The organism is Burkholderia sp. EMB26, from assembly GCF_024730645.1.
Classification (GTDB): Bacteria; Pseudomonadota; Gammaproteobacteria; order Burkholderiales; family Burkholderiaceae; genus Burkholderia; species Burkholderia cenocepacia.
In genome coordinates, this window is record NZ_CP078071.1 from 833,201 (window position 1) to 857,994 (window position 24,794).

Annotated in this window: 18 protein-coding genes and 2 pseudogenes; 15 read left to right on the plus strand and 5 right to left on the minus strand. The window is 68.6% G+C overall.

Annotated elements, in window-relative coordinates; translation table 11 throughout:
• Window positions 1–285: 285 nt before the first annotated feature.
• The 4 genes from KU887_RS20585 (at window position 286) to KU887_RS20600 (ending at window position 9,941) form a co-directional block, all read left to right on the plus strand.
• A complete protein-coding gene (locus KU887_RS20585; protein WP_258257673.1) occupies window positions 286–6,354 on the plus strand; it encodes an alpha-2-macroglobulin in 6,069 nt (2,022 codons plus the stop codon).
• A 10-nt stretch (window positions 6,355–6,364) separates the two neighbouring features.
• The gene (pbpC, locus tag KU887_RS20590) at window positions 6,365–8,608 is read left to right on the plus strand and encodes a penicillin-binding protein 1C (protein ID WP_258257675.1); all 2,244 of its coding nucleotides are present in this window, start codon (window positions 6,365–6,367) and stop codon (window positions 8,606–8,608) included.
• 203 nt (window positions 8,609–8,811) lie between these two features.
• Window positions 8,812–9,099: a hypothetical protein gene (locus KU887_RS20595; protein WP_012493379.1), complete on the plus strand. Its 288-nt coding sequence runs from the start codon at window positions 8,812–8,814 to the stop codon at window positions 9,097–9,099.
• Between the two features lie 143 nt (window positions 9,100–9,242).
• On the plus strand, window positions 9,243–9,941 hold the full coding sequence (locus KU887_RS20600; RefSeq protein WP_059720782.1) for a hypothetical protein: 699 nt from the start codon (window positions 9,243–9,245) through the stop codon (window positions 9,939–9,941).
• 19 nt (window positions 9,942–9,960) lie between these two features.
• Here the strand turns inward: KU887_RS20600 and KU887_RS20605 are convergent.
• Window positions 9,961–10,108: pseudogene (locus KU887_RS20605) on the minus strand (GNAT family N-acetyltransferase); the annotation flags it as partial.
• A gap of 91 nt (window positions 10,109–10,199) precedes the next feature.
• Window positions 10,200–11,447 carry a multidrug effflux MFS transporter gene (locus KU887_RS20610; protein WP_006488708.1) on the minus strand — a complete coding sequence of 416 codons (1,248 nt, stop codon included), beginning with the start codon at window positions 11,445–11,447 and terminating at the stop codon, window positions 10,200–10,202.
• 286 nt (window positions 11,448–11,733) lie between these two features.
• Between KU887_RS20610 and KU887_RS20615 the strand changes: the two genes are divergently transcribed.
• Window positions 11,734–12,279 carry a hypothetical protein gene (locus tag KU887_RS20615; RefSeq protein WP_060263399.1) on the plus strand — a complete coding sequence of 182 codons (546 nt, stop codon included), beginning with the start codon at window positions 11,734–11,736 and terminating at the stop codon, window positions 12,277–12,279.
• A 100-nt stretch (window positions 12,280–12,379) separates the two neighbouring features.
• Here the strand turns inward: KU887_RS20615 and KU887_RS20620 are convergent, their stop codons facing one another.
• Window positions 12,380–13,276, minus strand: coding sequence for a glutamate/aspartate ABC transporter substrate-binding protein (locus KU887_RS20620; RefSeq protein WP_080331114.1), 897 nt, complete (start codon window positions 13,274–13,276; stop codon window positions 12,380–12,382).
• Between the two features lie 409 nt (window positions 13,277–13,685).
• On the opposite strand from KU887_RS20620, the gene KU887_RS20625 reads away from it, so the two are divergent.
• From KU887_RS20625 to mgtA, 3 genes are all read left to right on the plus strand, one after another.
• Window positions 13,686–15,335, plus strand: a complete 1,650-nt coding sequence (locus KU887_RS20625) for a S8 family peptidase (protein WP_309138185.1) — start codon at window positions 13,686–13,688, stop codon at window positions 15,333–15,335.
• A 510-nt stretch (window positions 15,336–15,845) separates the two neighbouring features.
• Window positions 15,846–16,004, plus strand: coding sequence for a hypothetical protein (locus tag KU887_RS20630; RefSeq protein WP_006481619.1), 159 nt, complete (start codon window positions 15,846–15,848; stop codon window positions 16,002–16,004).
• Window positions 16,005–16,051: 47 nt separating this feature from the next.
• A complete protein-coding gene (mgtA, locus tag KU887_RS20635) occupies window positions 16,052–18,817 on the plus strand; it encodes a magnesium-translocating P-type ATPase (RefSeq protein WP_080322619.1) in 2,766 nt (921 codons plus the stop codon).
• 110 nt (window positions 18,818–18,927) lie between these two features.
• Here mgtA and KU887_RS20640 read toward each other — a convergent pair whose 3' ends face one another.
• A complete protein-coding gene (locus KU887_RS20640) occupies window positions 18,928–19,212 on the minus strand; it encodes a hypothetical protein (RefSeq protein ID WP_060263413.1) in 285 nt (94 codons plus the stop codon).
• 71 nt (window positions 19,213–19,283) lie between these two features.
• Window positions 19,284–20,159 (minus strand): LysR family transcriptional regulator, encoded by an 876-nt coding sequence (locus tag KU887_RS20645; protein WP_258257679.1) that lies wholly within the window; start codon window positions 20,157–20,159, stop codon window positions 19,284–19,286.
• Window positions 20,160–20,210: 51 nt separating this feature from the next.
• Between KU887_RS20645 and KU887_RS20650 the strand changes: the two genes are divergently transcribed.
• From KU887_RS20650 to KU887_RS34605, 7 genes and pseudogenes are all read left to right on the plus strand, one after another.
• The gene (locus tag KU887_RS20650) at window positions 20,211–20,489 is read left to right on the plus strand and encodes a hypothetical protein (RefSeq protein WP_034202226.1); all 279 of its coding nucleotides are present in this window, start codon (window positions 20,211–20,213) and stop codon (window positions 20,487–20,489) included.
• A 197-nt stretch (window positions 20,490–20,686) separates the two neighbouring features.
• On the plus strand, window positions 20,687–21,769 hold the full coding sequence (locus tag KU887_RS20655; protein ID WP_006481625.1) for a serine hydrolase: 1,083 nt from the start codon (window positions 20,687–20,689) through the stop codon (window positions 21,767–21,769).
• Between the two features lie 44 nt (window positions 21,770–21,813).
• Complete coding sequence (locus tag KU887_RS20660; RefSeq protein WP_124633824.1) at window positions 21,814–22,047, plus strand: hypothetical protein; 234 nt, start codon at window positions 21,814–21,816, stop codon at window positions 22,045–22,047.
• A gap of 73 nt (window positions 22,048–22,120) precedes the next feature.
• On the plus strand, window positions 22,121–22,576 hold the full coding sequence (locus KU887_RS20665; RefSeq protein ID WP_006481621.1) for a MarR family winged helix-turn-helix transcriptional regulator: 456 nt from the start codon (window positions 22,121–22,123) through the stop codon (window positions 22,574–22,576).
• A 67-nt stretch (window positions 22,577–22,643) separates the two neighbouring features.
• Complete coding sequence (locus KU887_RS20670; RefSeq protein ID WP_258257683.1) at window positions 22,644–23,207, plus strand: cysteine hydrolase family protein; 564 nt, start codon at window positions 22,644–22,646, stop codon at window positions 23,205–23,207.
• Window positions 23,204–24,631, plus strand: a complete 1,428-nt coding sequence (locus KU887_RS20675; RefSeq protein ID WP_258257685.1) for a DHA2 family efflux MFS transporter permease subunit — start codon at window positions 23,204–23,206, stop codon at window positions 24,629–24,631. Before KU887_RS20670 ends, KU887_RS20675 begins: the two co-directional genes overlap by 4 nt.
• Window positions 24,630–24,782 (plus strand): annotated as a pseudogene (locus KU887_RS34605) (transcriptional regulator); the annotation flags it as partial. The gene KU887_RS20675 and the pseudogene KU887_RS34605, both read left to right, overlap by 2 nt.
• Window positions 24,783–24,794: the final 12 nt, after the last annotated feature.

A 24,794-nucleotide genomic window follows, 5' to 3' on the forward strand; every position in this document is an offset into this window, starting at 1 on the left:
CGGGAAAACCACGCTTGATATTTCTCAAACATTGGCGCGGACCTGCAATGTACGCGCACAAATCGGATCGAACAATCTTTTTATAGTCCATTAAATGTTCCGCAATCCGGGACAATCGATATTTCGCTGCATTTTTGTGTCGTCGACGCGACAAATCCGCCGCAGGCACACGCGTGTCGCGTGCCGACCACACACCGCACCTGCACGCCGCACTGCGCACGCATGACGGTCGGTTAGAATTCCGTGCAATCAAACAGAAAGCTTCCCTCCGAGGGCAATCGAGCGATGAAGCAGCGCGACAAGTACAACAAAGAAACGAACCAAACCAACCACACGACCCGGCTGCTCTGGCGCATCGGCGCCGTCGCGGCGCTCGGCGCCGCCGCGGCCCTGTCGCTGCACGCCGGCGCGGCGCGCACGGTGAGCGTGTCGCCGCAAGGCACCGTCACCGAAGTCCGGCAGAGCGTCGTCAAGTTCGACGAACCGATGGTCGCCTTCGGCTCGGCCTCCGCGCCGAATCCGGCGCGCGTGACCTGTAACGATTCGACGGCCGCGCGCGGCCAGGGCCACTGGCTCGACGACAAGACCTGGGTTTACGATTTCGAAAGCGACCTGCCGCCGGGCGTCCGCTGCGCGGTCGCGCTCAACGACACGCTGCGCTCGGTCGCCGGCAATGCGGCGAGCGGCCCGCGTCGCTTCACGTTCCAGACGGGCGGCCCGTTCCCGGTGTCGGTGCGCCCCGGCTCCCGCGAGATCGAGGAGCGTCAGGTCTTCGTGATGAAGCTGAACGGCCCGGCCGAGCCGCGTTCGGCGCTCGCGAACATTTGGTGCGAAGCGGCCGGCATTGGCAACCGCATTCCGGTCACGGCGGCCGACGACGATACGCGCAATGCGCTGCTCGATCATTTCGGGCTGAAGAAGGAGGCGGCGCGCGTGCTGACGCTGTCGTGCTCGCAGGCGCTGCCGGCGAGCGCGAAGATGCAGCTCGTGTACGGCAAGGGCGTCGCGAGCCCGAGCGGCATCGCGAACGAAACCGAACGGCGCTTCGATTTCACCGTGCGCGCACCGTTCGCCGCGAGCTTCTCGTGCGAACGCGAGAACGCGAAGGCGCCCTGCACGCCGCTGCGCCCGCTCACGCTGTCGTTCAACGCACCGGTCGCGCGCAAGCAGGCCGAAGCGATCAAGCTGCGTGGCCCCGACGGTTCGCTGTCGCCGACCTTCGCGGCCGACGATCATAGCGAGGAAGTGACGACCGTCACGTTCAACCCGCCGCTGCCCGCGCAAGCCGCCCTGACCGTCGAGCTGCCGTCGGACCTGCACGACGTGACCGACCGGCCGCTGTCCAACGCTGACCTGTTCCCGCTCGCGACGCGCACCGCGCCGATGCCGCCGCTCGCGAAATTCTCGTCGGGCACCTTCGGGATCGTCGAGCGCTTCGCCGAACCCGGTACGCCGGCGCTGGTGCCCGTCACGCTGCGCAACGTCGAGGCCGACCTGCATATCGCCGGCCTCAATGCGGGCGGCGCGCAATTCGCGAACCTGAAGGTCGAGAACGACACCGCGATCCGTCAATGGATGCGCACCGTCGATCGGTTCGACAACTGGTCGATGACGGCCGGCTCGATCGACGACCAGATTCCCGGCCTGCTGCAACGCAAGGGCCAGCACCCCGTGTACGTGCCGCTCGAAGCCGGCGAAAAGCAGCCGGCGCCGAAGAACCGCCGCATCGACGTGCGCTCGCTGTCGCTGCTGACGGGCGAGCCCGGCGCGCAGGTGCTGACGCTGCCGAAGGCCGACCCGAAGACGCTGCGCCCGTTCGAAGTGGTCGGCGTGCCGATCGACAAGCCCGGCTTCTACGTGCTCGAACTCGCGTCGCCCGCGCTCGGCCGCTCGCTGCTCGCGAAGCCGTCGAGCATGTACGTGCGCACCACCGTGCTCGTCACGAACCTCGGCGTGCATCTGAAGCAGGGCCGCGAGAACAATCTCGTGTGGGTCACGACGCTCGACAAGGGCAAGCCGGTGCCGAACGCGCAGATCCGCGTGTCGGACTGCAACGGCGACGAAATCGCGGCCGGCAAGACCGACGCGCAGGGCCTGCTGAAGATCGACGGGCCGTTCGAGCCGAAGCGCGCGTGCAGCTCGTCGGAGCAGCGCTTCGACGACTATTTCGTGTCGGCGCGCGTCGACGACCCGAAGACGGGCCCCGACATGGCGTTCGTCAGCTCGGGCTGGAACCGCGGGATCGAATCGTGGCGCTTCAACGTGCCGACCGACACCGACAGCGCGCCGACCGTGCGCGCGCATACGGTGTTCGACCGCACGTTGCTGCGCGCCGGCGAAACCGTGTCGATGAAGCATTTCATCCGCACCGAGACGCTGCAGAGTCTCGCGTTCCCGTCGCAATACCCGACGCGCGTCGCGATCCGCCATCTCGGCACGGGCCAGACCTACAAGCTGCCGCTCACGTGGGCGGCCGACCACAGCGCGGACTCGCAGTTCACGCTGCCGGCCGCCGCGAAGCTCGGCGAATACAGCGTCGAACTCGAAGGCGGCCCGGAAGATGCGCCGAGCACCACCTACTACAGCGGCAGCTTCCGGGTCGAGGCGTTCCGCCTGCCGGTGCTGAAAGGCTCGATCGGCGCGCGCGACGCGCAGAAGAGCCCGCTCGTCGCCGCGAAGGAAGCGCCGCTCGCGGTGCAGATCGACTACGTGTCGGGCGGCGGCGCATCGAACCTGCCGGTACAGGTGTCGGCGCTGATGAAGTGGGCGTCGCCGCCGTTCGCCGATCGTTTCGAGGATTTCAGCTTCACGCCGTATCGCCCCGACACGAGCGACGGCAACGCCGACGACGATGCGCAGGACGGTGACAACGCGTCGTCGTCGAACCACGACCCCGACGCGACGAAGCTGATCGCCGACAAGCTGCCGCTGACGCTCGACCGCAACGGCGCGGGCACCGTCACGCTCAAGGGCCTGCCGGACGTCGACGCACCGAAGCGCATCGCGCTGGAGGCGACGTTCGCGGACCCGAACGGCGAAGTGCAGACGATCCGCGGCGACACGATCCTGTGGCCGGCCGCGGTGGTGGCCGGCATCAAGGCCGGCCGCTGGGTGTCGGTCGGCCAGCGCGTGCCGGTGCAGGCCCTGGCGGTCGACCTGCAGGGCAAGCCGCGCGCGTCGGTGCCGATCGAGATCAAGGGTGTCGCGCGCATCACGACGTCGTCGCGCAAGCGGATGGTCGGCGGCTTCTATGCGTACGACAACAAGAGCGATACGCGCGACCTCGGCGTGCTGTGCTCGGGCAAGACCGACGACAAGGGCCGCATGGCCTGCGACGCGACGCTCGAACAGGCCGGCAACGTGCAGCTGATCGCGGTCGCGAAGGACGGCGACGGCCGCACGTCGAATGCATCGACGTCGGTGTGGGTCACGCGCGAGGACGAACTCTGGTTCGGCGGCGACAACACCGACCGGATCGACGTGATCCCCGAGAAAACGTCGTACGAACCGGGCGAAACGGCCCGCTTCCAGGTGCGCATGCCGTTCCGCTACGCGACCGCGCTCGTCGCGGTCGAGCGCGGCGGCGTGATGGAAACGCACATCGTCGAGCTGAACGGCAAGAACCCGACCGTGGACCTGAAGGTCGGCGACTCGTGGGGGCCGAACGTCTACGTGTCGGTGCTCGCGCTGCGCGGCCGGATTCGCGAGGTGCCGTGGTACTCGTTCTTCACGTGGGGCTGGAAGGCGCCGGTCGAATGGGCGCGCGCGTTCTGGCGCGAAGGCCGCCACTATGAAGCGCCGACCGCGTTCGTCGACCTGTCGAAGCCCACGTTCCGCTATGGGCTCGGCGAGATCAAGGTCGGCACGGGCGTTCACCGCCTCGGCGTGACCGTGACGACCGACGCGACGCGCTACACGGTGCGCGGCAAGGCGCAGGCGCACGTGAAGGTCACGCTGCCGAACGGCCAGCCGGCACCGGCCGGCACGCAGATTGCCATTGCGGCCGTCGACGAGGCGTTGCTCGAACTGATGCCGAACAACAGCTGGGACCTGCTCGACGCGATGCTGCGCCGGCGCGCGTACGGTGTCGAGACGGCCACCGCGCAGATGGAAATCGTCGGCCGCCGCCACTTCGGCCGCAAGGCCGTGCCGGCCGGCGGCGGGGGCGGCAGCGCGCCGACCCGCGAGCTGTTCGACACGCTGCTGCTGTGGAACCCGCGCGTGACGCTCGACGCCAACGGCAGCGCGACCGTCGAGGTGCCGCTGAACGACGCGCTCACGCGCTTCCGGATCGTCGCGATCGCGGCGGTCGGCCCCGACCGTTTCGGCACGGGCAGCACGTCGATCCGCAGCACGCAGGATCTGCAACTGATCTCCGGCCTGCCGCCGCTCGTGCGCGAAGGCGACGCGTTCCGTGCGCAGGTCACGCTGCGCAACACGACCGACCGCGCGATGCAGGTCTTCGTGACGCCGCACGTGACGGGCCTCGACGTCGCACCGCAAACCGTGTCGCTGGCGGCGAATGCGGCCACCGAAGTCGCGTGGACGATCACCGTGCCCGAACAGGCGCTCGATGCGGCCGGTGCGCTGAACTGGCGCATCGAGGCGGCCGAGCAAGGCGGCAAGCGCGCGTCCGACGCGCTGGCGGTCGCGCAGAAGGTCGTGCCCGCGCTGCCGGTCACGGTGCAGCAGGCGACGCTCGCGCAGGTCGATGGCACGCTGACGGTGCCCGTGTCGGCCCCGGCCGGCGCGGTGAGCAACGCCCAGGGCGTACCGCGCGGCGGCATCGCCGTGTCGCTGCAGTCGAAGCTCGCCGACGGCCTGCCCGGCGTGCGCCGCTGGTTCGAGCGCTATCCGTACCGCTGCCTCGAACAGCAGACGTCGCGTGCGATCGGGCTGCGCGACCCCGCGCAATGGCAGGCGCTGATCGCGCGCATGCCCGTCTATCTCGACAGCGACGGGCTGGCGAGCTACTTCCCGCCGTCGTCCGACGATTCGCACCATGGCAGCCCGACGCTGTCGTCGTACCTGCTCGTGGTGTCCGACGAAGCCAGCCGTCTCGATCCGCGCTTCGCGCTGCCGGAAGACCTGCGCACGCAGCTCGAAGCCGGGCTCGCGCGCTTCGTCGACGGTCGCCTCGAGCGCAACGCGTGGGCGCCGCGCCAGGATCGCGACCTGCGCAAGCTCGCCGCGATCGAGGCGCTGTCGCGCTATGGCGCCGCGCAGGGCCGCATGCTGGGTTCGATCGAGATCGCGCCGAACCAGTGGCCGACGTCGGCGGTGATCGACTATCACGCGATCCTGACGCGCGTGAAGGACATCCCGCAACGCGACGAGAAACGCGCGCAGGTCGACCAGATCCTGCGGGCGCGCCTGACGTACCAGGGCACGCAGCTAGTGTTCTCGACCGCGCGCGACGACGACCTGTGGTGGCTGATGACCAGCAACGAGACCAATGCCGCCCGTCTCGCGCTGGAATTCGCGGGCGACCCGGCATGGAAGGATGAAATGCCGCGCGTGACCGCCGGCCTGCTCGCGCTGCAACGCCAGGGCGCCTGGCAGACGACCACGTCGAACGCGCTCGGCCTGCTCGCGGTCGAGCGCTTCTCGCGCACCTACGAGAGCACGCCGGTCGCCGGCACGACGAAGATCGCGCTCGGCGGCAACGAACGCGCGATCTCGTGGTCGCAGGCAGGCTCGGCCGCGCCCGCCGATACCCCCGCGTCGGCGGCGCCGTCGGCGTCGGCGTCGGCCACGCCCGCGACCCGCGCGGCCGCCGCGCGCAGCGTGCTGATGCCGTGGCCGCGTGCGTCACAGGGGCCGGCGACGCTGTCGGTCACGCAGGACGGCACCGGTCGCCCGTGGGCGACCGTCGAAAGCCTCGCCGCCGTGCCGCTGCGCGCGCCGTTCGCGGCCGGCTACCGGATCACGAAGACCGTCACGCCCGTATCGCCGGCCGTCAAGGGCGTGCTGACGCGCGGCGACGTCGTGCGCGTGCATCTCGACATCGATGCGCAGAGCGACATGACGTGGGTCGTCGTCAACGATCCGATTCCGTCCGGCGCGACGATCCTCGGGTCGGGCCTCGGCCGCGATTCCGAAGCCGCGACGCAGGGCGAGAAAACGCCGGACGGTGCATGGCCAGCGTTCATCGAGCGCGACTTCGACGGCTATCGCGCGTACTACGACTATTTGCCGAAGGGCAAATTCTCGGTCGAGTACACGGTGCGGCTGAACAACGTCGGCACGTTCGGCCTGCCGCCGACGCGCGTCGAGGCGCTGTATGCACCGTCCGTGTACGGCCTGTGGCCGAACCCGCCGCTGACCGTGAAGCCGGCCGACGCGGGCAAGTAACGAGCAAGTGATGATCGATCTGGCTTTGCCGCGGCCGGCGCGTTTCGCCGGCCGCGTATTCGTCGCCGTCGTACTGGCCGCGCCGCTCGTCGCGCATGCGCTGCCCGGCTACGACGACGTGCGCCGCAACTGGCGCAGTTCCGACTGGGTGCTGCTCGCGCGCGACGGCACGCCGCTGCAGCGCACGCGCATCGACCTCACCGAACGGCGCGGCGACTGGGTGTCGCTCGCCGACGTATCGCCCGCGTTCCGCGAGGCGATCGTCGTGTCCGAGGACAAGCGCTTCTACGAACACAGCGGCGTCGACTGGCGCGGCATCGCCGGCGCCGCGTGGGGCAACCTGTGGAACGAGCGCACGCGCGGCGCGTCGACCGTCACGATGCAGCTCGCGGGCCTGCTCAGCGATTCGCCGCGCCGCTCGGGTCAGCGCTCGCTGCCGCAGAAAGCCACGCAGGCCGTGAACGCGCTGTGGCTCGAACGCAGCTGGCGCAAGGACCAGATCCTCGAGGCCTACCTGAACCTGGTGCCGTTCCGCGGCGAGACGATCGGGCTCGGCGCGCTGTCGCAGGTGCTGTTCGGCAAGGCGCCGTCGGGCCTCGACGCGCGCGAGGCCGCGATCGCGGCCGCCCTCGTGCGGGCGCCGAACGCGGCACCCGCGAAGATCGCCGAGCGCGCGTGCCGGATCCTGCGCGACATGCATGCCGAGCAGGCATGCGCGTCGCTCGACGGCTACGTGCAGCTCGTCGTCGCACGCCCAGCCAATACCGTCCGCGACGACGGCGCCGCCCTCGCCCCGCACTTCGCGCGGCGCATCGCGGCCGAGGTCAAGCCGGCGGCCGGCGCGCAGATCCGCACGACGCTCGATGCGCCGCTGCAGCGCTTCGCGCGCGACACGCTGACGCGCGCGCTGACCGAGCTCGACGCGCCCGCGCACCGGCGCAACGTACAGGACGGCGCGGTGGTCGTGATCGACAACGCGACCGGCGAGATCCGCGCGTGGGTCGGTTCGTCGGGGGCGCTGTCGAGCGCGCGCGACGTCGACGCCGTGCTCGCGCCGCGTCAGGCCGGCTCGACGCTCAAGCCGTTCCTCTATGCACAGGCGCTCGACGAGAAGCGGCTGACGGCCGCGTCGCTGCTCGACGATGCGCCGATCAACCTCGCCGCCGGCGGCGGCCTGTACATTCCGCAGAACTACGACAAGGATTTCAAGGGCTGGGTGAGCGTGCGCAGCGCGCTCGGTGGTTCGCTGAACGTGCCGGCCGTGCGCACGCTCGTGCTCGTCACGCCGCACCGCTTCGCGCGCACGCTGACCGCACTCGGCCTGCCGCTCGCGCAGGAAGGCGATTACTACGGCTTCAGCCTCGCGCTCGGCAGTGCCGACGTCACGCTGCTGTCGCTGACCAACGCATACCGCGCGCTCGCGAACGGCGGCGTCGCGCGCAAGGTCGTCGACCTGCCGGCCGGGGCGCCGACGGCGGCAGCCGGCGCAGCGGCGCCCGCGCGGCCGGACGCCGGCACGCGCGTGTTCAGCGAGGCGGCCAGTTTCGTCGTCACCGACATCCTGTCCGACAACAATGCGCGCGTGCGCACGTTCGGCTTCGACAACCCGCTCACGACGCGCTTCTTTTCCGCGGTCAAGACCGGCACGAGCAAGGACATGCGCGACAACTGGACCGTCGGTTTCACGTCGCGCTATACGGTCGGCGTATGGGTCGGCAATGCGGACGGCTCGCCGATGTGGGACGTGTCGGGCGTCACGGGCGCGTCGCCCGTGTGGTCGGCCGTCGTCGGCTATCTGCACCGCGACCTGCCGAGCCGTGCGCCGCGTGCGCCGGCCGGCGTCGAGACGCGCCGCATCGCGTTCGAGCGCGACATCGAGCCGGCCCGCAACGAGTGGTTCATCGCGGGCACGGCGGTCGACACGATCCGGCTCGCGGCGCCGGTCACGCCGGGCAGGGACGGCGCGCGCGCGCCGTTGACGATCGGCGCGCCGACCGACGGCACGATCTTCGCGATCGACCCGGACATTCCGCCGAAGAACCAGCGGATCTGGTTCGAGCGCTCGTCCGGGCGCGCGGCGAAGTTCGCGTGGCGGCTCGACGACAAGGTGATCGGGCATGCCGATCGCGTCGCGTGGCTGCCATGGCCGGGCCGGCACCGGCTCGAACTCGTCGATGCGCGCGGCAACGTCGCGGATGCGATCGGCTTCGAGGTGCGCGGCGCGTTCGCGAAGCCGGCCGCGCGCAAGCCCTGAGGCGGCGAGCCGGCCTTACTGGCCGGCCGTATTCGCCTTCGGCGGCCGGCCGGAGAAGTCGAGTGCAGTCGCCCGATTATTCGACCGGACCGGCCAAGCCGCAAATCATTGTGGACGGGATGAATTAGTTCGACAATATCGCGCATGCGGTGCATTCGGGCACCGACGACGAACCGACGCAGGCCGATTCCGGACCGACAACGATGACACCCGAAACCGAGGGCAAACTGCTCCGGCATGGCGTACAGATCATCCCGCTCTGCTTGGGCCTGTATGCCGCCGACAGCCTGTGGGACGCGTATCGCAACGGCGGCATCCTGGAATGCCACCAGGCTCGCATGCATCCGATAAGCTGCTGGTGGATCACGCCGGACATGGGCGAACACTTCCAGCGATTGCTCGCCAGCCACTGGCACGTGCTCGGGCTCAGCGTTCTGCTGAGCCTGTTGCTCGCTTACGTCTTGGCGCCGGCCCGCCACCCGCGCCAATGACGCCCCGGCCCGGCCATACCGCGCGCAAGCCGCCAGCGGCAGACCGAACGGGCCAGCAGCACCGCGGTTCAGCACCTAGAATGACAGCAGCGCCGCATTCCCGACGCGCACCGGTTGCCTCATTCTCTCGATGGCCTGCGACCATGAACATCCGCCACGAACGCTTCACCCGCCCCGCGCTGGGCGTCTTGTGCGTTGCAGCGCTCGCCGCCCTCCAGGCCTGCAACGGCGATGCCTGCTTCGGTGTCGACGTATGCTTCAACGACAACACGCAGACCGTCGCGCTATCGGGCACGGCCGCGACGGGCGACGCGCTCGCGAGCGCGCAGGTCACGGTCAATTGCGCGGTCGGCTCGGCAACGACGCTGACGGACGGCGGCGGCAACTACCGTGTGACGCTCGACGCCGCGCTGCCATGCGTCATCACCGTGGCGTCGGGCGGCGCGAGCCTGCATTCGCTCGCCTATGCGGGCGGCACCTTCAACACGACGCCCGAGACCGAGCTGATGCTGGTCTATCTCGCGGCGCAACTCGGGACGAACACGGCCGGGCTGATCGGCAATTTCCAGGGCAGCCTGCGCTACCAGCGGGCCATGAACAGCCCGGACACCGTGCAGGCCGCGCAATCGGCCGTCGTGACGAACCTGCAGCAGCGCTATGCGGTCTCGCTCGCCGCGCCGGCGTTCCTGACCACCTCGTTCGTGGCCGGGCAACCGGGCGTCGACGGCGATCTCGTTGCGCTGGCGAAGGCTGGCGCGATCGATCCGAACGGACTGCCGGATCCGGTTGCCGTGTCGCTGTTGCAGCAGGCCGGGGCCGCGCATCCGCTGCAAGGAATGTGACCGGGACGGGAATCGACCGTCAGGTGCCGGCTTCGCGCGCGTCGTCGGCCAGCAATGCCCAAACGCTCGTGGTCGCGCCATTCGCCGCCGATGCGCAGACAGCGCGGCGAACATCCCGCTTGCCTGAACCCGAGCCGTCGAACCAGCGCGATCGACGCACGCTTGCCGGATGGTTCGCGGCGATCACGTCAGCGGCGTCGGACCGGGCGACGCGATTCAGCAGGATCCGGCTCGTGGGCCGCGGTCACCACCCGGCGCTTACGCCGCCTCCCCGCTCCCGCACACCACCGGCGCCGCCTGCTGCTGCGACAGATACCGCAGCAGCTTCGTCACCATCCACACGACGATGAACGACAACGCGACGAAAAACACCGCCAGCGGCGTCAGCACGTGAATCGACACGAAACCGGCCAGCCCCATCATCGCGGACGACACGAGCAGCAGCGCACAGCCGAGAATCGCGCTCGTCAGGCCGGCGATATGCGGAAACAGCGAATTGCCCTTGGCCATCAGCGTCGGATACATCGCACCGGCGCAGAAACCCATCACGAGCACCGGCGTCGCGAGCGTCCACACGCGCAGGCCGACGGTCAGCGCCAGCACCAGCATCGCGACCGACGCGCCCGCCATCACGCGCGCGCCGATCCGCAGCCGTTGCTCGGCGCTCGGCAGCCCGCGCCCGTGAATCCGGTTCGACAAACCGCCGAGGAAATACATGAGGCCGATGCCGAGCGCGAGATAACCGAAGAAGGTCGGCGGCTTGTGCAGCGTGGTCTGCACCATGAACGGCCCGACGATGTTGAACACCAGCAGGATGCTGTAGCACAGCCCCTGGGCGAGGAAGCAGCTCTGGAACACCGGGCTGGCCAGCACCTTGCCCGCGTTCGCCATCAGCGTGCGCGGCTCGAGATGCACCGGCTTCGGCAAGGTCTCGCGGTAGCGCCACAGCAGCGCCCACATCGCCAGCGAGTAGACCAGCAGGAACACGAGGCAAGCACGCCAGCCGAACCATTCCTGCAGGTGCGCGCCGATCACCGGCGCGATGATCGGCGCCAGCCCCCATGCGATCGACATGTACGTGAACGCGTGCATCAGCGCCTGGCCGGAAAACGAATCGGTGATGATCGCCTTCGCCAGCAGGTTGGTCGTCGCGATCCCGAAGCCCTGCAGGCAGCGTGCGAGCACGAACGTCTCCAGGTTCGGCGCGCCGAGGGACAGCAGGCAGCCGATCGTGTAGATCACGAGCCCGAAGGCGAGCACGCGCTTGCGGCCGTAGGCGTCGGCGATCGGCCCGAAGATCAGCTGGCCGAGCGCGTAGGCCGCCATGTAACCGGACACGCTCGACTGGATCGCCTGCGGCGTGGTCGCGAACGAACGTGCCATGTCGGGCAGCGCGGGCACGTAGATGTCGATCGCGAGTTGGCCGGCGGACGCGAACAGGCAGATCAGGAACAGCAGGAAGCGCGGCGAATTCGACTCGCGCGCGGGAGTGAGCGTGGCGTTCATGACGACTGGGAAGGAGGTCGGACAGCAGTGCCGCACCGCCAATGTTCGAATGTCGAACATGCGTGCGATCGTGGCGAATTCCGTATTGTGCCTGTTGTTGCATCCGGCGACAGGATTTCCCTGGCGCGGGCGAGGTTGAATGGCCGGTCCCGACATGCGCCGATCGGGCCGCCGGCGGCGGTTTTAATGTTGATTTAAGCCGGCGGCGGCATTGTCTCGGGTGGCTCACTCCGTGAGCCGCACGTCATTGTTGATTCGATCAGTCTCGTTTGATGGAGATACGAAGATGCGATTCCGTTCGTATATGGCGGCGGGCGCGCTGGCGCTGGTGCCCGTGTTCGCGCTGGCCGGGCAGCCCGGCGCGGCGGCGGCCGCCCAACCGATGTTCGTCAATGTCAACGGGCAGGCCGTGCCCGTGAAAGCCGAGACGCGTGTCGTCCAGACGGCCGTCGGCCCGATGAAGGTCAGCACGTGGAGCTGGCACAGCCCGCAAGGCGGTGCGAGCTTCGAGATGCAGACGTCGTCGTCGGGCGGCATGCCGCCCGCGGCAGCGTTGCGGCAAATGCAGGCCGTGCAGTACCGGATGCAGGCGGCGCAGGCGCAGATGCTCGCGATGCAGCAGCAGATGATGGCGCTCCAGCACATCGCGCTCGCCAACGCGTTCGCGATGCCGATGCCGCAGCCCGTCGGGTTCGCGATGGCGCCGTGGGCCATGCCGGAACCGGTCGTCGTGATCGTGCCGGTGCAACCTTCGGCGCGTTCGATGGCGCCCGCTCCCGCCCCGGCGGCGCCGGCACGGCCGGCCGCACGCGGGCCTGAAATCAAGGCCTGACGCGCGCGTCCGGCGCACGAGCGACCGGGCCGCAAAGCGAAACCGCCGGCACGTGCCGGCGGTTTTTCATGGGTGGCGCGACATCGCCACGACGCGGTGCTCAGTACTGCGCCTGATCCGTCGGATTCTTGAACAGCTGCTTCATCTCCGCCGACAGCGGATAGTTCAGGCTCACGCCCTTCGGCGGAATCGGCTGCGTGAACCACTGGTCGTACAGCTTCTCGGCCGCGCCCGAGGTCTGCATCTTCGCGATCACGCCGTCGACGACGCGCTTGAACGGCGGATCGTCCCTGCGCATCATGCACGCGTAGTTTTCATGAACGAGCGGCGTACCGGTGACCGTGTACGCGCCCGGGTTGCGATCCTTCGCGATCTCGCCGTACAGCAGCGGCTCGTCCATCACGAACGCCACCGCGCGCCCGGTCGTGACGTTCATGAACGCTTCGGCATGATCCTTCGCGCTGATGATCGTCATGTTCATCGCCTTCTCTTCGTTGAGCTTGCGCAGCAGGCGCTCGTCCGACGTACCGGCCGTCGTCGCGACCGTCTTGCCGGCCAGGTCCGCGAAGTCCTTCACGCCCGAATCCTTGCGCGTGCTGAAGCGGATGCCGTACAGAAAGATGCTGTTCGAGAACGCGGCCTGCTTTTGCCGTTCGAGCGTATTCGTCGTCGAACCGCATTCGAAGTCGATCGTCCCGTTCTGCAGCAGCGGAATCCGGTTCTGCGACGTGATCGGGATTTCCTTCACCGTGAGGTTCGGCAGGTTCAACTCCGTCTTCAACTGGTCGATGATGCGCGACGCGATGTCCCGCGAATAGCCGATGTTCTTCTGCTGGTTGTCCGAATACGAAAACGGCACCGACGACTCGCGAATGCCCAGCGACACGACGCCCGTGTCCTTGATCTTCTTCAGCGTACCGGTAAGAGCCTGCGCGTGCGCGGTGCCGGCCAGCGCACAGGCCAGCGCGACGGCAAGCCAACGGAAACGACGATCCATGCTTGTCTCCTGACGAAACGTTGATCGAGTCGCGATCGTACGCCCGACAATATTCGCGTCATATCAGGGGAAGCGTAAACCACCTTCCGCCGCGGCCGGATCCTGAAAGACGTTTTCCGTGCCGCGCAAACCCGCTCGCCCGCGCCTCCTGCCCGACCGGTCCGCGCACCGGCTCTGTGCCGGTCGTTCCAAACGCGCGTTCATGCTGCGACGCACCAACGTAATCGTTTGCGGCACCGCCTGTTTTTCTCGCGAAACGCACTCAAGAAGCCGCCGCGCACGCCGTTACCCAGTGCATGGCGCGTCGCAGCAACCTGCTGCAACCGTCAGACAAAAACGACAAGGTCCGGCTCGCCCGGACCAGCGCCACCGCCGGCACGACGGTTATCTACGAGGATCGACTTTCAACATGAGAGCCAAACGTTTCAATTTCGCGCTGGCGCGCCTCGCACATGCGCGCATGCTCGCCGGCATGCTGTCCGCCGCCGCCCTGCTGCCCCTCGCCGGTTGCGGCGGAGGCGGCGGCGACGGCAGCAACCCGTCTTCGTCCAACGCGTCACCCGCACCGGCGCCCGCGCCTGCGCCCACGCCCGCACCGACCACCCCGCCCGCGTCGTCCGGCACCAATGCGTGCACGTCGCAGCAGGCCGCCGTGCAGATGGCCGCGCAGACCGCACCGGTCGAGCCGCCGGTCGATCACCTCATCGTCAAGCTGAAGACGCTGACGGCCCCCCGAGCGATGGCGGCCGTCGACAACGGTGCGCGACTCGACGCGGTGATCCAGCGCGCGATGACGCGCTGGACGGCGCCGGTGACCGGCAGCGCCCGTGCGTACGCGAGCACGGTCGCGCAAACGCCGGTGAACGTGCAGGTCGAGCGCACCATCTCGAACGGCGCGGCCGTGCTGTCGCTCGGCCAGCGCATGGCCGCCACCGATGCCGCCGCGCTCGCGCAGGCGTTCGCGGCCGACAGCGATGTCGACTACGCGGAACCCGATCACCCGATGCAGATCCGCGACACGCCGAGCGACCCGCTCTACAACCAGCAGTGGTATCTGTCCGACCCGACCGCCGGCATCGACCTGCCGCCCGCGTGGAACGTGACCAAGGGTTCGCCGACCGTCGTCACGGCCGTGCTCGACACCGGCTATCGGCCGCACGGCGACCTCGTCGGCAACCTGCTGTCCGGCTACAGCTTCATCAGCAACGTCAACACCAGCAACAACGGCTTGACGCGCGGCCCGGACGCGACCGATCCGGGCGACTGGGTCACGCAGCAGGAACTCGACAACGCCAACGGCCCGTTCTATCACTGCGCGAGCCAGCCGAGCGACAGCAGCTGGCACGGCACGCGCGTGATGGGCGTGATCGGCGCGACCGCCAACAACGGCACCGGTATCGCCGGCGTATCGTGGCTCGGCCAGATCCTGCCGGTGCGCGTACTCGGCAAGTGCGGCGGCGTGACGAGCGACATCGCCGACGGCATGCGCTGGGCGGCCGGCATTCCGGTGACCGGTGTACCGACGAACCCGCGGCCGGCGAAGATCATCAACCTGAGCCTCGGTGGAGTCGGCGCGTGCAGCACGACGTTCCAGCAGGCGATCGACGACGTGACCGCGAAAGGCGTGACCGTGGTCGTCGCGGCCGGCAACGACGGCCTGTCGACCGGGCTCGACCAGCCCGCCAACTGCCGCGGCGTGATCTCCGTCGGCGCGACCGATGCGACGGGCCGCCGCGCATCGTTCAGCAACTTCGGCGCCGATGTCGCGCTGAGCGCACCGGGCGTCAACATCCTGTCGACGTCGAACACCGGCACGACGACGCCGGGCTCGGACACCTACGGCCTCGCGAACGGCACCAGCCTCGCGACGCCGCAGGTGACGGGGGTCGCCGCGCTGATGCTGTCGGTGAACGGCAACCTCACGCCCGCGCAGATCCTGCAGAAGCTGCAAGGCGGCACGCGCGCGGCGAAGCTGGCGGCCGGCACGTCGTGCACCGCGCTGCCGGCCGGCTCGGGCATCCTCGATGCGGGCGCCGCCGTCGCGACCGCGAACCAGTAACCGGCACCGCGTTCGACGCAGCCGCGCGCATGCCGACAAGGTGTGCGTGCGGCTGTTTCGTTGCGGGCTGTCCGGCGCGCCCGCGAACGCACACCGGCGCGATCAAGCATCTCGAAATAACGCCTGACAAAAGGGTTGACGCTTCGCACAGCGAGCCATTACCATCGCCCCCGTCTAGTTACATGGAGTGTTCTGTGAACACCGATGCGAGTTGTAGTTGGTCCCTGGCCAACTTGACTGCTGCCTGAGGAAAACGCGCAGAGCCTCGTCTTCTGCCGCATCCCGGGAAGCAGGATGCGGCGCCCTTCCGGCCTGACCACGGGCCAGATCTCCCGCCGAATTTTTCGATGTTGTCGAATGCACGCGACGCGCCGTCGCGCGCGTGCGTTCGTGTTGCGCGCGGCGCCAGCCGCGTGCGCTCTCCGTTCGCGTGCCGTCCGGCCGCGCGCCTCGTTGCGCGCGCCGCTGCCGATCGCCCGTGCCGACTATCCGCAACCGACAGGAGTGCAGATGAACTCAGACGACAGTAGTCGATTACCGCTCGCCGGTGCGACGCTGCGCATCGACACGCCGTCCGCATCATGCGCGCCGGCGAGCGTTCCCGCCTTTACCGATCCACAGCCGATCGCGCCTGACGCGACGCGGCGGGGAGCGCTCGTGCGTCGATAACGTCACGGTCGCTCCCCGCCCGCCGCCTCGTGCGCAAGGAGCGACTCATGACGACACGACACAACACCTCGCACAAGAAACAGCGCGGCTTCATCAAGGCCGGCGCCGGCCAGCAGAACGAACCGCGCACCATGCGCGCCGCGCAGGAAGCGGCCCGCCCGCTCGAAGACACGCTGAAGTCGCTGTACACCAGCACGCGCGGCCTCACCTACGACCAGGCCGCCGACCGCCTGCAGCAGCATGGCCCGAACGAAATCGCGCACGACAAGCCGCCGCACTGGACCCGGCAGTTGCTGCTCTCGTTCCACAACCCGTTCGTCTACGTGCTGCTGGTTCTGGCCGCCATCAGCTTCTTCACCGACGTCTACTTCGCGGCGCCCGACGAGCGCGACTACGTCGGCATGACGATCCTGCTGACGATGGTCACGATCAGCGCGCTGCTGCGCTTCGTGCAGGAATTCCGTTCGCTGCGCGCGGCCGAGAAGCTCAAGGCGATGGTCCGCACGACCGCGACCGTGCAGCGCGCGGTGACCGACACGGCCGAGCCGTCGCGCCGCGAAGTGCCGATGCGCGACGTCGTCGTCGGCGACATCGTGCATCTTTCCGCCGGCGACATGATCCCCGCCGACGTGCGGCTGCTCGCGTCGCGCGACCTGTTCATCAGCCAGGCGGTGCTGACCGGCGAGGCGCTGCCCGTCGAGAAGTACGACACGCTCGGCGCGGTGGCCGGCAAATCCGCGGGCACGCACGCGGCGGGCGCGGCGAACGACGCACCGGCGTCGCTGCTCGATCTCGAGAACGTCTGCTTCATGGGCACCAACGTCGTCAGCGGCACGGCCACGGCCGTCGTCGTCGCGACCGGCGAAGAGACCTACTTCGGCTCGCTCGCGCGCAACGTCGTGAGCCACAAGCGCATCGAGACGAGCTTCGACCGCGGCGTCGCGAGCGTCAGCTGGCTGCTGATCAAGTTCATGTTCGTGATGGTGCCGATCGTGTTCATGATCAACGGCCTGACCAAGGGCGACTGGCTGAGCGCCCTCACGTTCGCGCTCGCGGTGGCCGTGGGCCTCACGCCCGAGATGCTGCCGATGATCGTCAGCGCGAACCTCGCGCGCGGCGCGGTCGCGATGGCGCGCCGCAAGGTCGTCGTCAAGCGGCTGAACTCGGTGCAGAACTTCGGCGCGATGGACGTGCTGTGCACCGACAAGACCGGCACGCTCACGCAGGACAAGATCATCCTCGAACATCACCTCGACCTGTCCGGCCACAAGAACGAGGACATCCTGCGGCTCGGCTGGCTGAACAGCTTCCACCAGAGCGGCCAGAAGAACCTGATCGACATCGCGGTCGTCGCGCGCGCCGACGAGATCGGCGAACGCGTGAAGCCGCAGGGTTACAAGAAGATCGACGAACTGCCGTTCGACTTCGTGCGGCGCCGCCTGTCGGTCGTCGTCGAGGATACGCGCGGCACGCATCTGCTGATCTGCAAGGGCGCGGTCGAGGAAATGCTCGCGGTGTCGACGCACGTGCAGGATGAAGACGGCGTACGCCCGCTCGACTACGTGGCCCGCAAGCGGCTGCTCGAACAGGCCACCGCGTACAACGAGGACGGCTTTCGCGTGCTCGTGCTCGCCACGCGCACGATCCCGCGCGGCGACGAGCGTGCGCAATACCGCACCGCCGACGAACACGATCTCGTCGTGCGCGGCTTCCTGACCTTCCTCGATCCGCCGAAGGAGTCGGCCGCGCCGGCGCTCGCCGCGCTGCGCGAGAACGGTGTCGCGGTGAAGGTGCTGACGGGCGACAACCCGACCGTCACGATGAAGGTGTGCCGCCAGGTCGGCCTCGAACCCGGCAAACCGATGCTCGGCACGGAAATCGAAGTGCTCGACGACGACACGCTCGCCAAGGTCGTCGAACGCACGACCGTGTTCGCGAAGCTCACGCCGCTACAGAAGGCGCGCATCGTCAAGGCGCTGCAGGCGAACGGTCACACCGTCGGCTTCCTCGGCGACGGCATCAACGATGCGCCCGCGCTGCGCGACGCCGACGTCGGCATCTCGGTCGACAGCGGCGCCGACATCGCGAAGGAGACCGCCGACATCATCCTGCTCGAAAAGAGCCTGATGGTGCTGGAGGAAGGCGTGATCAAGGGCCGCGAGACGTTCGGCAACATCCTGAAGTACCTGAACATGACGGCCAGCTCCAACTTCGGCAACGTGTTCTCGGTGCTGGTCGCCAGCGCGTTCCTGCCGTGGGAGCCGATGCTCGCGACGCAACTGCTCGTGCTGAACCTGATCTACGACACGTCGCAGATGCTGCTGCCGTGGGACAAGATGGACCCCGAGTTCCTGAAGAAGCCGCGCAAGTGGGAAGCCGGCAACATCAGCCGCTTCATGCTGTGGGTCGGGCCCACGTCGTCGGTATTCGACATCACGACGTACATCCTGATGTGGACGGTGTTCGGTGCGGGCGCGCTGTATCACCTGAACGGCGGCGCGAGCGGCCAGATCGTGATGAACTCGGGCTGGTTCATCGAGAGCCTCGTGTCGCAGACGCTCGTCGTGCACCTGCTGCGCACGCAGAAGATCCCGTTCCTGCAGAGCACGGCGTCGCTGCCGGTGCTGCTGTCGACCTTCACCGCGATCGCGATCGGCTGCTGGCTGCCGTTCTCGCCGTTCGCGGAAGCGATCGGCTTCATGCACCTGCCGGGCACCTACTGGCTGTGGCTCGCCGCGACGATGGTCGGCTACATCGTGCTCGCGCAGATCGTCAAGACGATCTACGTGCGCCGCTACAAGCAGTGGTTCTGATCGCGCTCGGATGACGATGCGCCGGCCCGTGCGCCACCCGCACGGGCCGAACACCCCGATCTGCCGTCGTTCGGCGATGAACGGGCCGCCTCGGCGGCCCGTTTTTTCATTCAGCGGGCATCGTTCGCGCCGAACAACTGCGCGCACACCGCGCGCCCCTCGTCGGTCAGCGCAGCACTGCCGGTCCCGTCCTCGTTCAGCGTCGTCGCGCTCAGGCCGGCGGCGTCGAGTTGCGTCAACACGCGGCGCAGCGTGCTCATCGGCAATTGCGCGCGCTTCGCGATCTTCGGCAGCGACCATGGCTTGCCGGCCGGATCGCTGGCCGCTTCGTTCAGCGTCGCGAGCGTGGCGACGAGTGCGGGATCGAGCGGGGATTCGTCGGATTCTGAAGTCATCGGTTCGGGTTCGTCGGCCGGCGTCGCGCCGGCATGCAGGAAGAAAGCGATCGCGGACACTATACGCCGCGTCACGCCCCCTTGAGCGCCGCGCGCATGAACGACACGAAACGCGTGGTGACGGGATCGTCGCGATCGGACCGCCACGCGAGCCCCACGCGCCACTTCGCGTCCCGGCCGTCGAGCGGCAGCACCGTCGCGTCGCGCAACAGGTACTGCGCGCTCGACGGGATGAACGCGACACCACCGCCGGCCGCGACCGACGTCAGCACCGATTGCACGTCCTCCGCCTGCTGCATCACGTGCGGCACGAAGCGCCGCGCGACGCACCATCGGTCGATCTGCGCGGCCAGCCCGGGACCACGCGCACGCTGCAGCGCGATGAAGCCGATCTCGTTGAGCACGTCGAGGTCGGCCGGCACGCGCTTGAAGCCGAGATGCGGCGGTACCGCGAGCGCGAGCGCTTCGTCGATCACCTTGAACGACGACAAGCCTTCGTCGGCAGGCAGGCGCAGGAAACCGGCGTCGAGCTTGCCGGTGCGCAGCCGGCGCGTCTGCTCGGACGACGACAGGTCGCTCAGCGTCACCGCGATACCCGGATTGCAACGGCGGAATTCGGCGATCAGTTTCGGCACGAGCGTCAGCACGGACAGGCAGATGCCGAGCCGCAAATGCCCGCGCTGCCCGCTGGTCGCTTCCCGCGCACGCGCCAGGATTTCGTCGGCATCGCGCACGAGCGCCTGCGCGTCGGGCAGAAAGCGTTCGCCGAACGGCGTCAGCTCCGCGCCATGCCGACCGCGCTCGAACAGCTTGCCGCCGAGGCTCGCCTCGAGCGCGCCGATCTGCTTGCTGAGCGCAGGCTGACTCATGTGCAGCGCATCGGCCGCACGGCTGAAATGGCACAGCTCGGTGACCGTCAGGAATGTGCGCAGCAGTTTCAGTTCCATTCTTTAATGGAATCGTAACGATCGAAATATTCATTTTACCGATCGAATGCAATGGCGTTCAATACGGACATGCCCTTTCCGGAATTCACGTTCATGTCCCTCGATCCAGCGGCCGACTGCGTGGCCGAGCCGTCATGCGATGTCGCGGGTGCAAACGCTCGCGCAGTGGCCGCCGAGACCCGCGCACCGACGCGTCGTGCCGAGCGCACGGACGGGCGCAGCCGCCGCTTTCGCTTCGGCGATGCCCTGGAAGACGCGCCGCCACGCGCGGTGACCGGTTCGATCGCGATCAGTTTTGCGGTCGTGTCGCGGCGGAACTGGCCACGCTGAACCGCGTGGCTGCGCGCCTTTCACCCCACACCCACCGCGGCCCGACAGCGCGAAAACGACCGAAATCCTCCCGTATCACGCGTCAATGCGCGTCATCCCATCGTCATCGCCCCGCGATCGACCGTATAATTTCCCGCACCCGCTGACCGCCCACGCATTCCGCGCAGCCGCATCGCGCGTGAAAAGGAGACTTTCGCTTGACCGGCCTCATCGCGCGCCTGCCTCGCGCCCGGACCACCCTGATCCTCGCCCTGTCGTTCCTGCTGCTCGCATTCGCCGCGAATGCGTCCGCGCAACGCGTACAACCGCATCGCGCCGCCCATGTGCAACCGCATGCCCATACGAAGGCCGTCAAGAAGAAACCCCATCGCAAGAAAAAGGCCGTCAAGCATCGTCGCTCGCGCGTGACGCATCAGGCGGCCAAACGCCACGCGGCGCCCGCGCCGCAGCAGCGGCGCGCGAAACGCACGGCCGCCGTGCGGCCGCGCCCGCCCGCGAAGCCGAAGCTGCTCGCCAGTTGCGGCTATACGCCGCGCGCGGTCGGTTCGCTGCATTCGCGCGCGGCCTACGTGCTCGACGTCGATTCCGGCACCCCGCTGCTGGCGCGCAACGCGCGTACCGTCCGGCCGATCGCATCGATCTCGAAACTGATGACGGCCGTCGTCGCGCGCGACGCCGATCGTCCGCTGAACGGCGTGCTGCGCGTGACCGCGCGCGATCGCGACACGATCAAGTTCACCGGTTCGCGGCTGCAGGTCGGCTCGGAACTGTCGCGCCGCGAGATGTTCCATATCGCGCTGATGTCGTCGGAGAACCGCGCGGCCGCCGCGCTGAGCCGCGACTATCCGGGCGGGCGCGTCGCGTTCGTCAAGGCGATGAACCGCGAAGCACGTCGGCTCGGCATGCGGCATACGCACTTCCGCGAGCCCACCGGCCTGTCGCCGCACAACGTATCGACCGCGGAAGATCTCGCGCGGCTCGTCGGCGCGGCCGCGCAGGATCCGTTGATCCGCTATTTCTCGACCGATCTGTCGACCACCGTGCGCCCCGGCGACGGCGAACTCGTGTACGTGAATTCCGACCCGCTCGTGCGCTACCGCCGCCTGCCGATCCGGCTGCAGAAAACCGGCTTCATCAACGAATCGGGGCACGGCGTCGTGATGCGCATGCGCGTGAAAGGCCGCCGCGAAACGGTCGTGCTGCTCGGTGCGCCGACGCGCGCCGGCGTATCGAGCGACGCCATCCGGATCCATCGCTGGCTGTCCTGTTCGATCCGGTAAACACACGCAGGCAGCCGGCGCATTCACGCCAGGGGAGCGACGCCATGCAGGACGAATACCGCTTCAACGCATTCGGTCGGCTGCTCGCCGTCGTGCGCATGGACGGCCGCTGGGCCGTGTTCGATCTCGGCGCCGAAGGCAAGCGACGCCCGGCCAATCTGCAGATTCCGTCCGCGCTCGCCGCGGACGAACTCGACCAGTATCTCGGCGATCTGCTGCACGAGAACGCGACCCCGCGCTACAGCGAAGTCGTACCGGTCGCGCATCGGCGTACGTAATCGCGCGCCGGACGGCGTCGCCAAGCGGCGATCAATTCAACAGTCAAACTTGCAAGTTTAACTGTCTTATTCTATGATTCGCCGCATGAACCCGCCACGCAAACCCGGCGTTTCCGCCGACGCCGTCGCCGCCGACCTGACCCTCGCGGTCGGCCAGCTCATCCGCCGGCTGCGCTCCGAGATCGATTCCGAAGGGCTCGGCATGTCCCAGACGAGCGCACTCGCACGGCTTCACCGGCACGGGCCGATGACGACTGCCGATCTCGCGCGCGCCGAAGCGATGAAGCCGCAGTCGATGAAGGCGATCCTCGCGAGCCTCGAGGAAGACGCGCTCGTCGAGCGCGAACCGCATCCGACCGACGGCCGCCAGATCCTGTTCAAACTCACCGCCGCCGGCCTCGACGCACGACACAAGCGCAACGCCGCGAAAAACAAGTGGCTCGGCGCCGCGATCGAGAAGCTCGATCCGCACGACATCGACACGCTCGCCGCCGCCATCCCGCTGATCCGCCGCATCGGCGAGCAATGAAGCCGGCCGGCGCGCGACGCGGCATGCGCGCGCACGGCTTTCCCCGCCCTTTCCCCGGAGCCCCATCATGAGCGCAACCCGTCTCGACACGAACACGGCGCTGGTCGTCATCGACCTGCAGAAAGGCATCGTCGCCCTCCCCACCGTGCACCCGGTCGCACCGGTGATCGCCCGCACCCGCGAACTGCTCGACGCGTTCCGCAGCCGCGGCCTGCCGGTCGTGCTGGTCAACGTCGCGGGCGGCGCACCGGGCCGCACCGAGCAAGCGCCACGCACGGCGCAGCTTCCGGCCGACTGGACCGAACTCGTGCCCGAGCTGAACCGCCAGCCGACCGACCACGTCGTGACGAAGCAGACCTGGGGCGCTTTCACCGGCACCGGTCTCGACGCGCACCTGAAGGCAGCCGGCGTCACGCAGATCGTGCTGACCGGCGTCGCGACCAGCATCGGCGTCGAATCGACCGCGCGGCAGGCGCACGAACTCGGCTACAACGTGACGCTCGCCGTCGACGCGATGACCGACCTGAACGCGGACGCGCACGTCAACAGCGTCGAGCGGCTGTTCCCGCGTCTCGGCGAAACGGGCACGACGCAGGACATCGTCGCGCTGCTCGACCGGCGCGGCGCGTGAGCGACAAGCGCATCCGACCGGCGCCGGGCCACGCGGCCGGCCGGCTCGATCCATCGATCTGGAAAGTCGGCGCGGTCGCGACGCTCGGCTCGCTGCTGTCGCAACTCGATGCGACGATCGTCAACGTGTCGCTGTCGAGCCTCGCGACCGACCTGCATGCCAGCCTGTCGACGATCCAGTGGGTGACGAGCGGCTACCTGCTCGCGCTGACGCTGGTGCTGCCGCTGAACGGCTGGCTCGTCGACCGCATCGGTGCGAAGGCGCTGTATCTGTGGTGCTTCTCGGCGTTCACGCTCACGTCGGCGCTGTGCGGGCTCGCGTGGTCCGCGCCGTCGCTGATCGCGTTTCGCGTGTTGCAAGGCGTCAGCGGCGGCCTGCTCGCGCCGATGGCGCAGATGATGATCGCGCGCGTCGCCGGCCAGCAGATGGCGCGCGCAATCGGCTACGCGGCGGTGCCGGTACTGCTCGCGCCGATCCTCGGCCCGGTCGTGGCCGGCGCGATCCTGCAGCACACGTCGTGGCGCTGGCTGTTTCTGGTGAACCTGCCCGTCGGCGCGCTCGCGCTCGCACTGGCCGCGCGGTTCCTGCCCGGCGACCAAGACGATGCGCCGCGGCGCGAACTCGACTGGCTCGGCCTCGCGTTGCTGTCGCCGGCGCTCGTGCTGTTTCTGTACGGCGTCGAGCGGATCGGCTCGACGCTCGGCATCGCGGCGGTCGCAAGCTCGGCGCTGCTGCTCATCGCGTTCCTGCGCTTCGAGCGCCGCCAGCGCGAACTTGCGCTGATCGACCTCGCGCTGTTTCGCTCGCGCGTATTCGGCGCGGCAGCGAGCACGCAGTTCCTGTCGAACGGCGCGATGTATGCAGGCCAGATGCTGATTCCCGTGTTCCTGATCCAGGCGTGCGGGCGCTCGCCGGGAGAGATGGGCTGGCTGCTCGCGCCGCTCGGGCTCGGCATGCTCGTCACCTATCCGTCGATGGGCGCGCTGACGAGCCGCTTCGGCGTACGCCGGCTGGCCGCCGCCGGTGCATTGCTCGCGCTCGTCGCCACGCTGCCGTTCGTGTTCCTCGCGCTGACCGGTTACGATCCGCTCGTGCTCGTCCCCGCGCTGTTTCTGCGCGGCATGGGCCAGAGCGCGATCGGCGCGCCGTCGATCGCCGCCGCATATGCGTCGGTCGAGCGCCGCAACTTGCCGATGGCGACCACGTCGCTCAATATCGTGCAGCGGCTCGGCGGCCCGACGTTCACGACGCTGTGCACGCTGTTTCTCGCGTGGCGGCTGCAGGCCGAATCGACGACGGCCGGCGGCACGCAGGCCGTCGCCTATGCGTGGGCGTTCGGCCTGCTGTGCGCGCTGCATGCGGCAAGCTTCGTGACGACGCTGCGGCTGCCGTTGCGATCGTCCGGCGCAGGCGCAGGCGACTGACCTCGATATCCTGCCGGCCGGCGGCGGCCTGCCCGTCCTGCCGAATTTCTCGATCAACCTCCATGTGCCGCGCGGCCAGCACACGCCGGCCGCGGCGGAACTGGCCCGCTGCCTGCGCAACGGTTTCGCGCGCCTGCGCGCGCTCGCGTAGCGCCGCATCGCG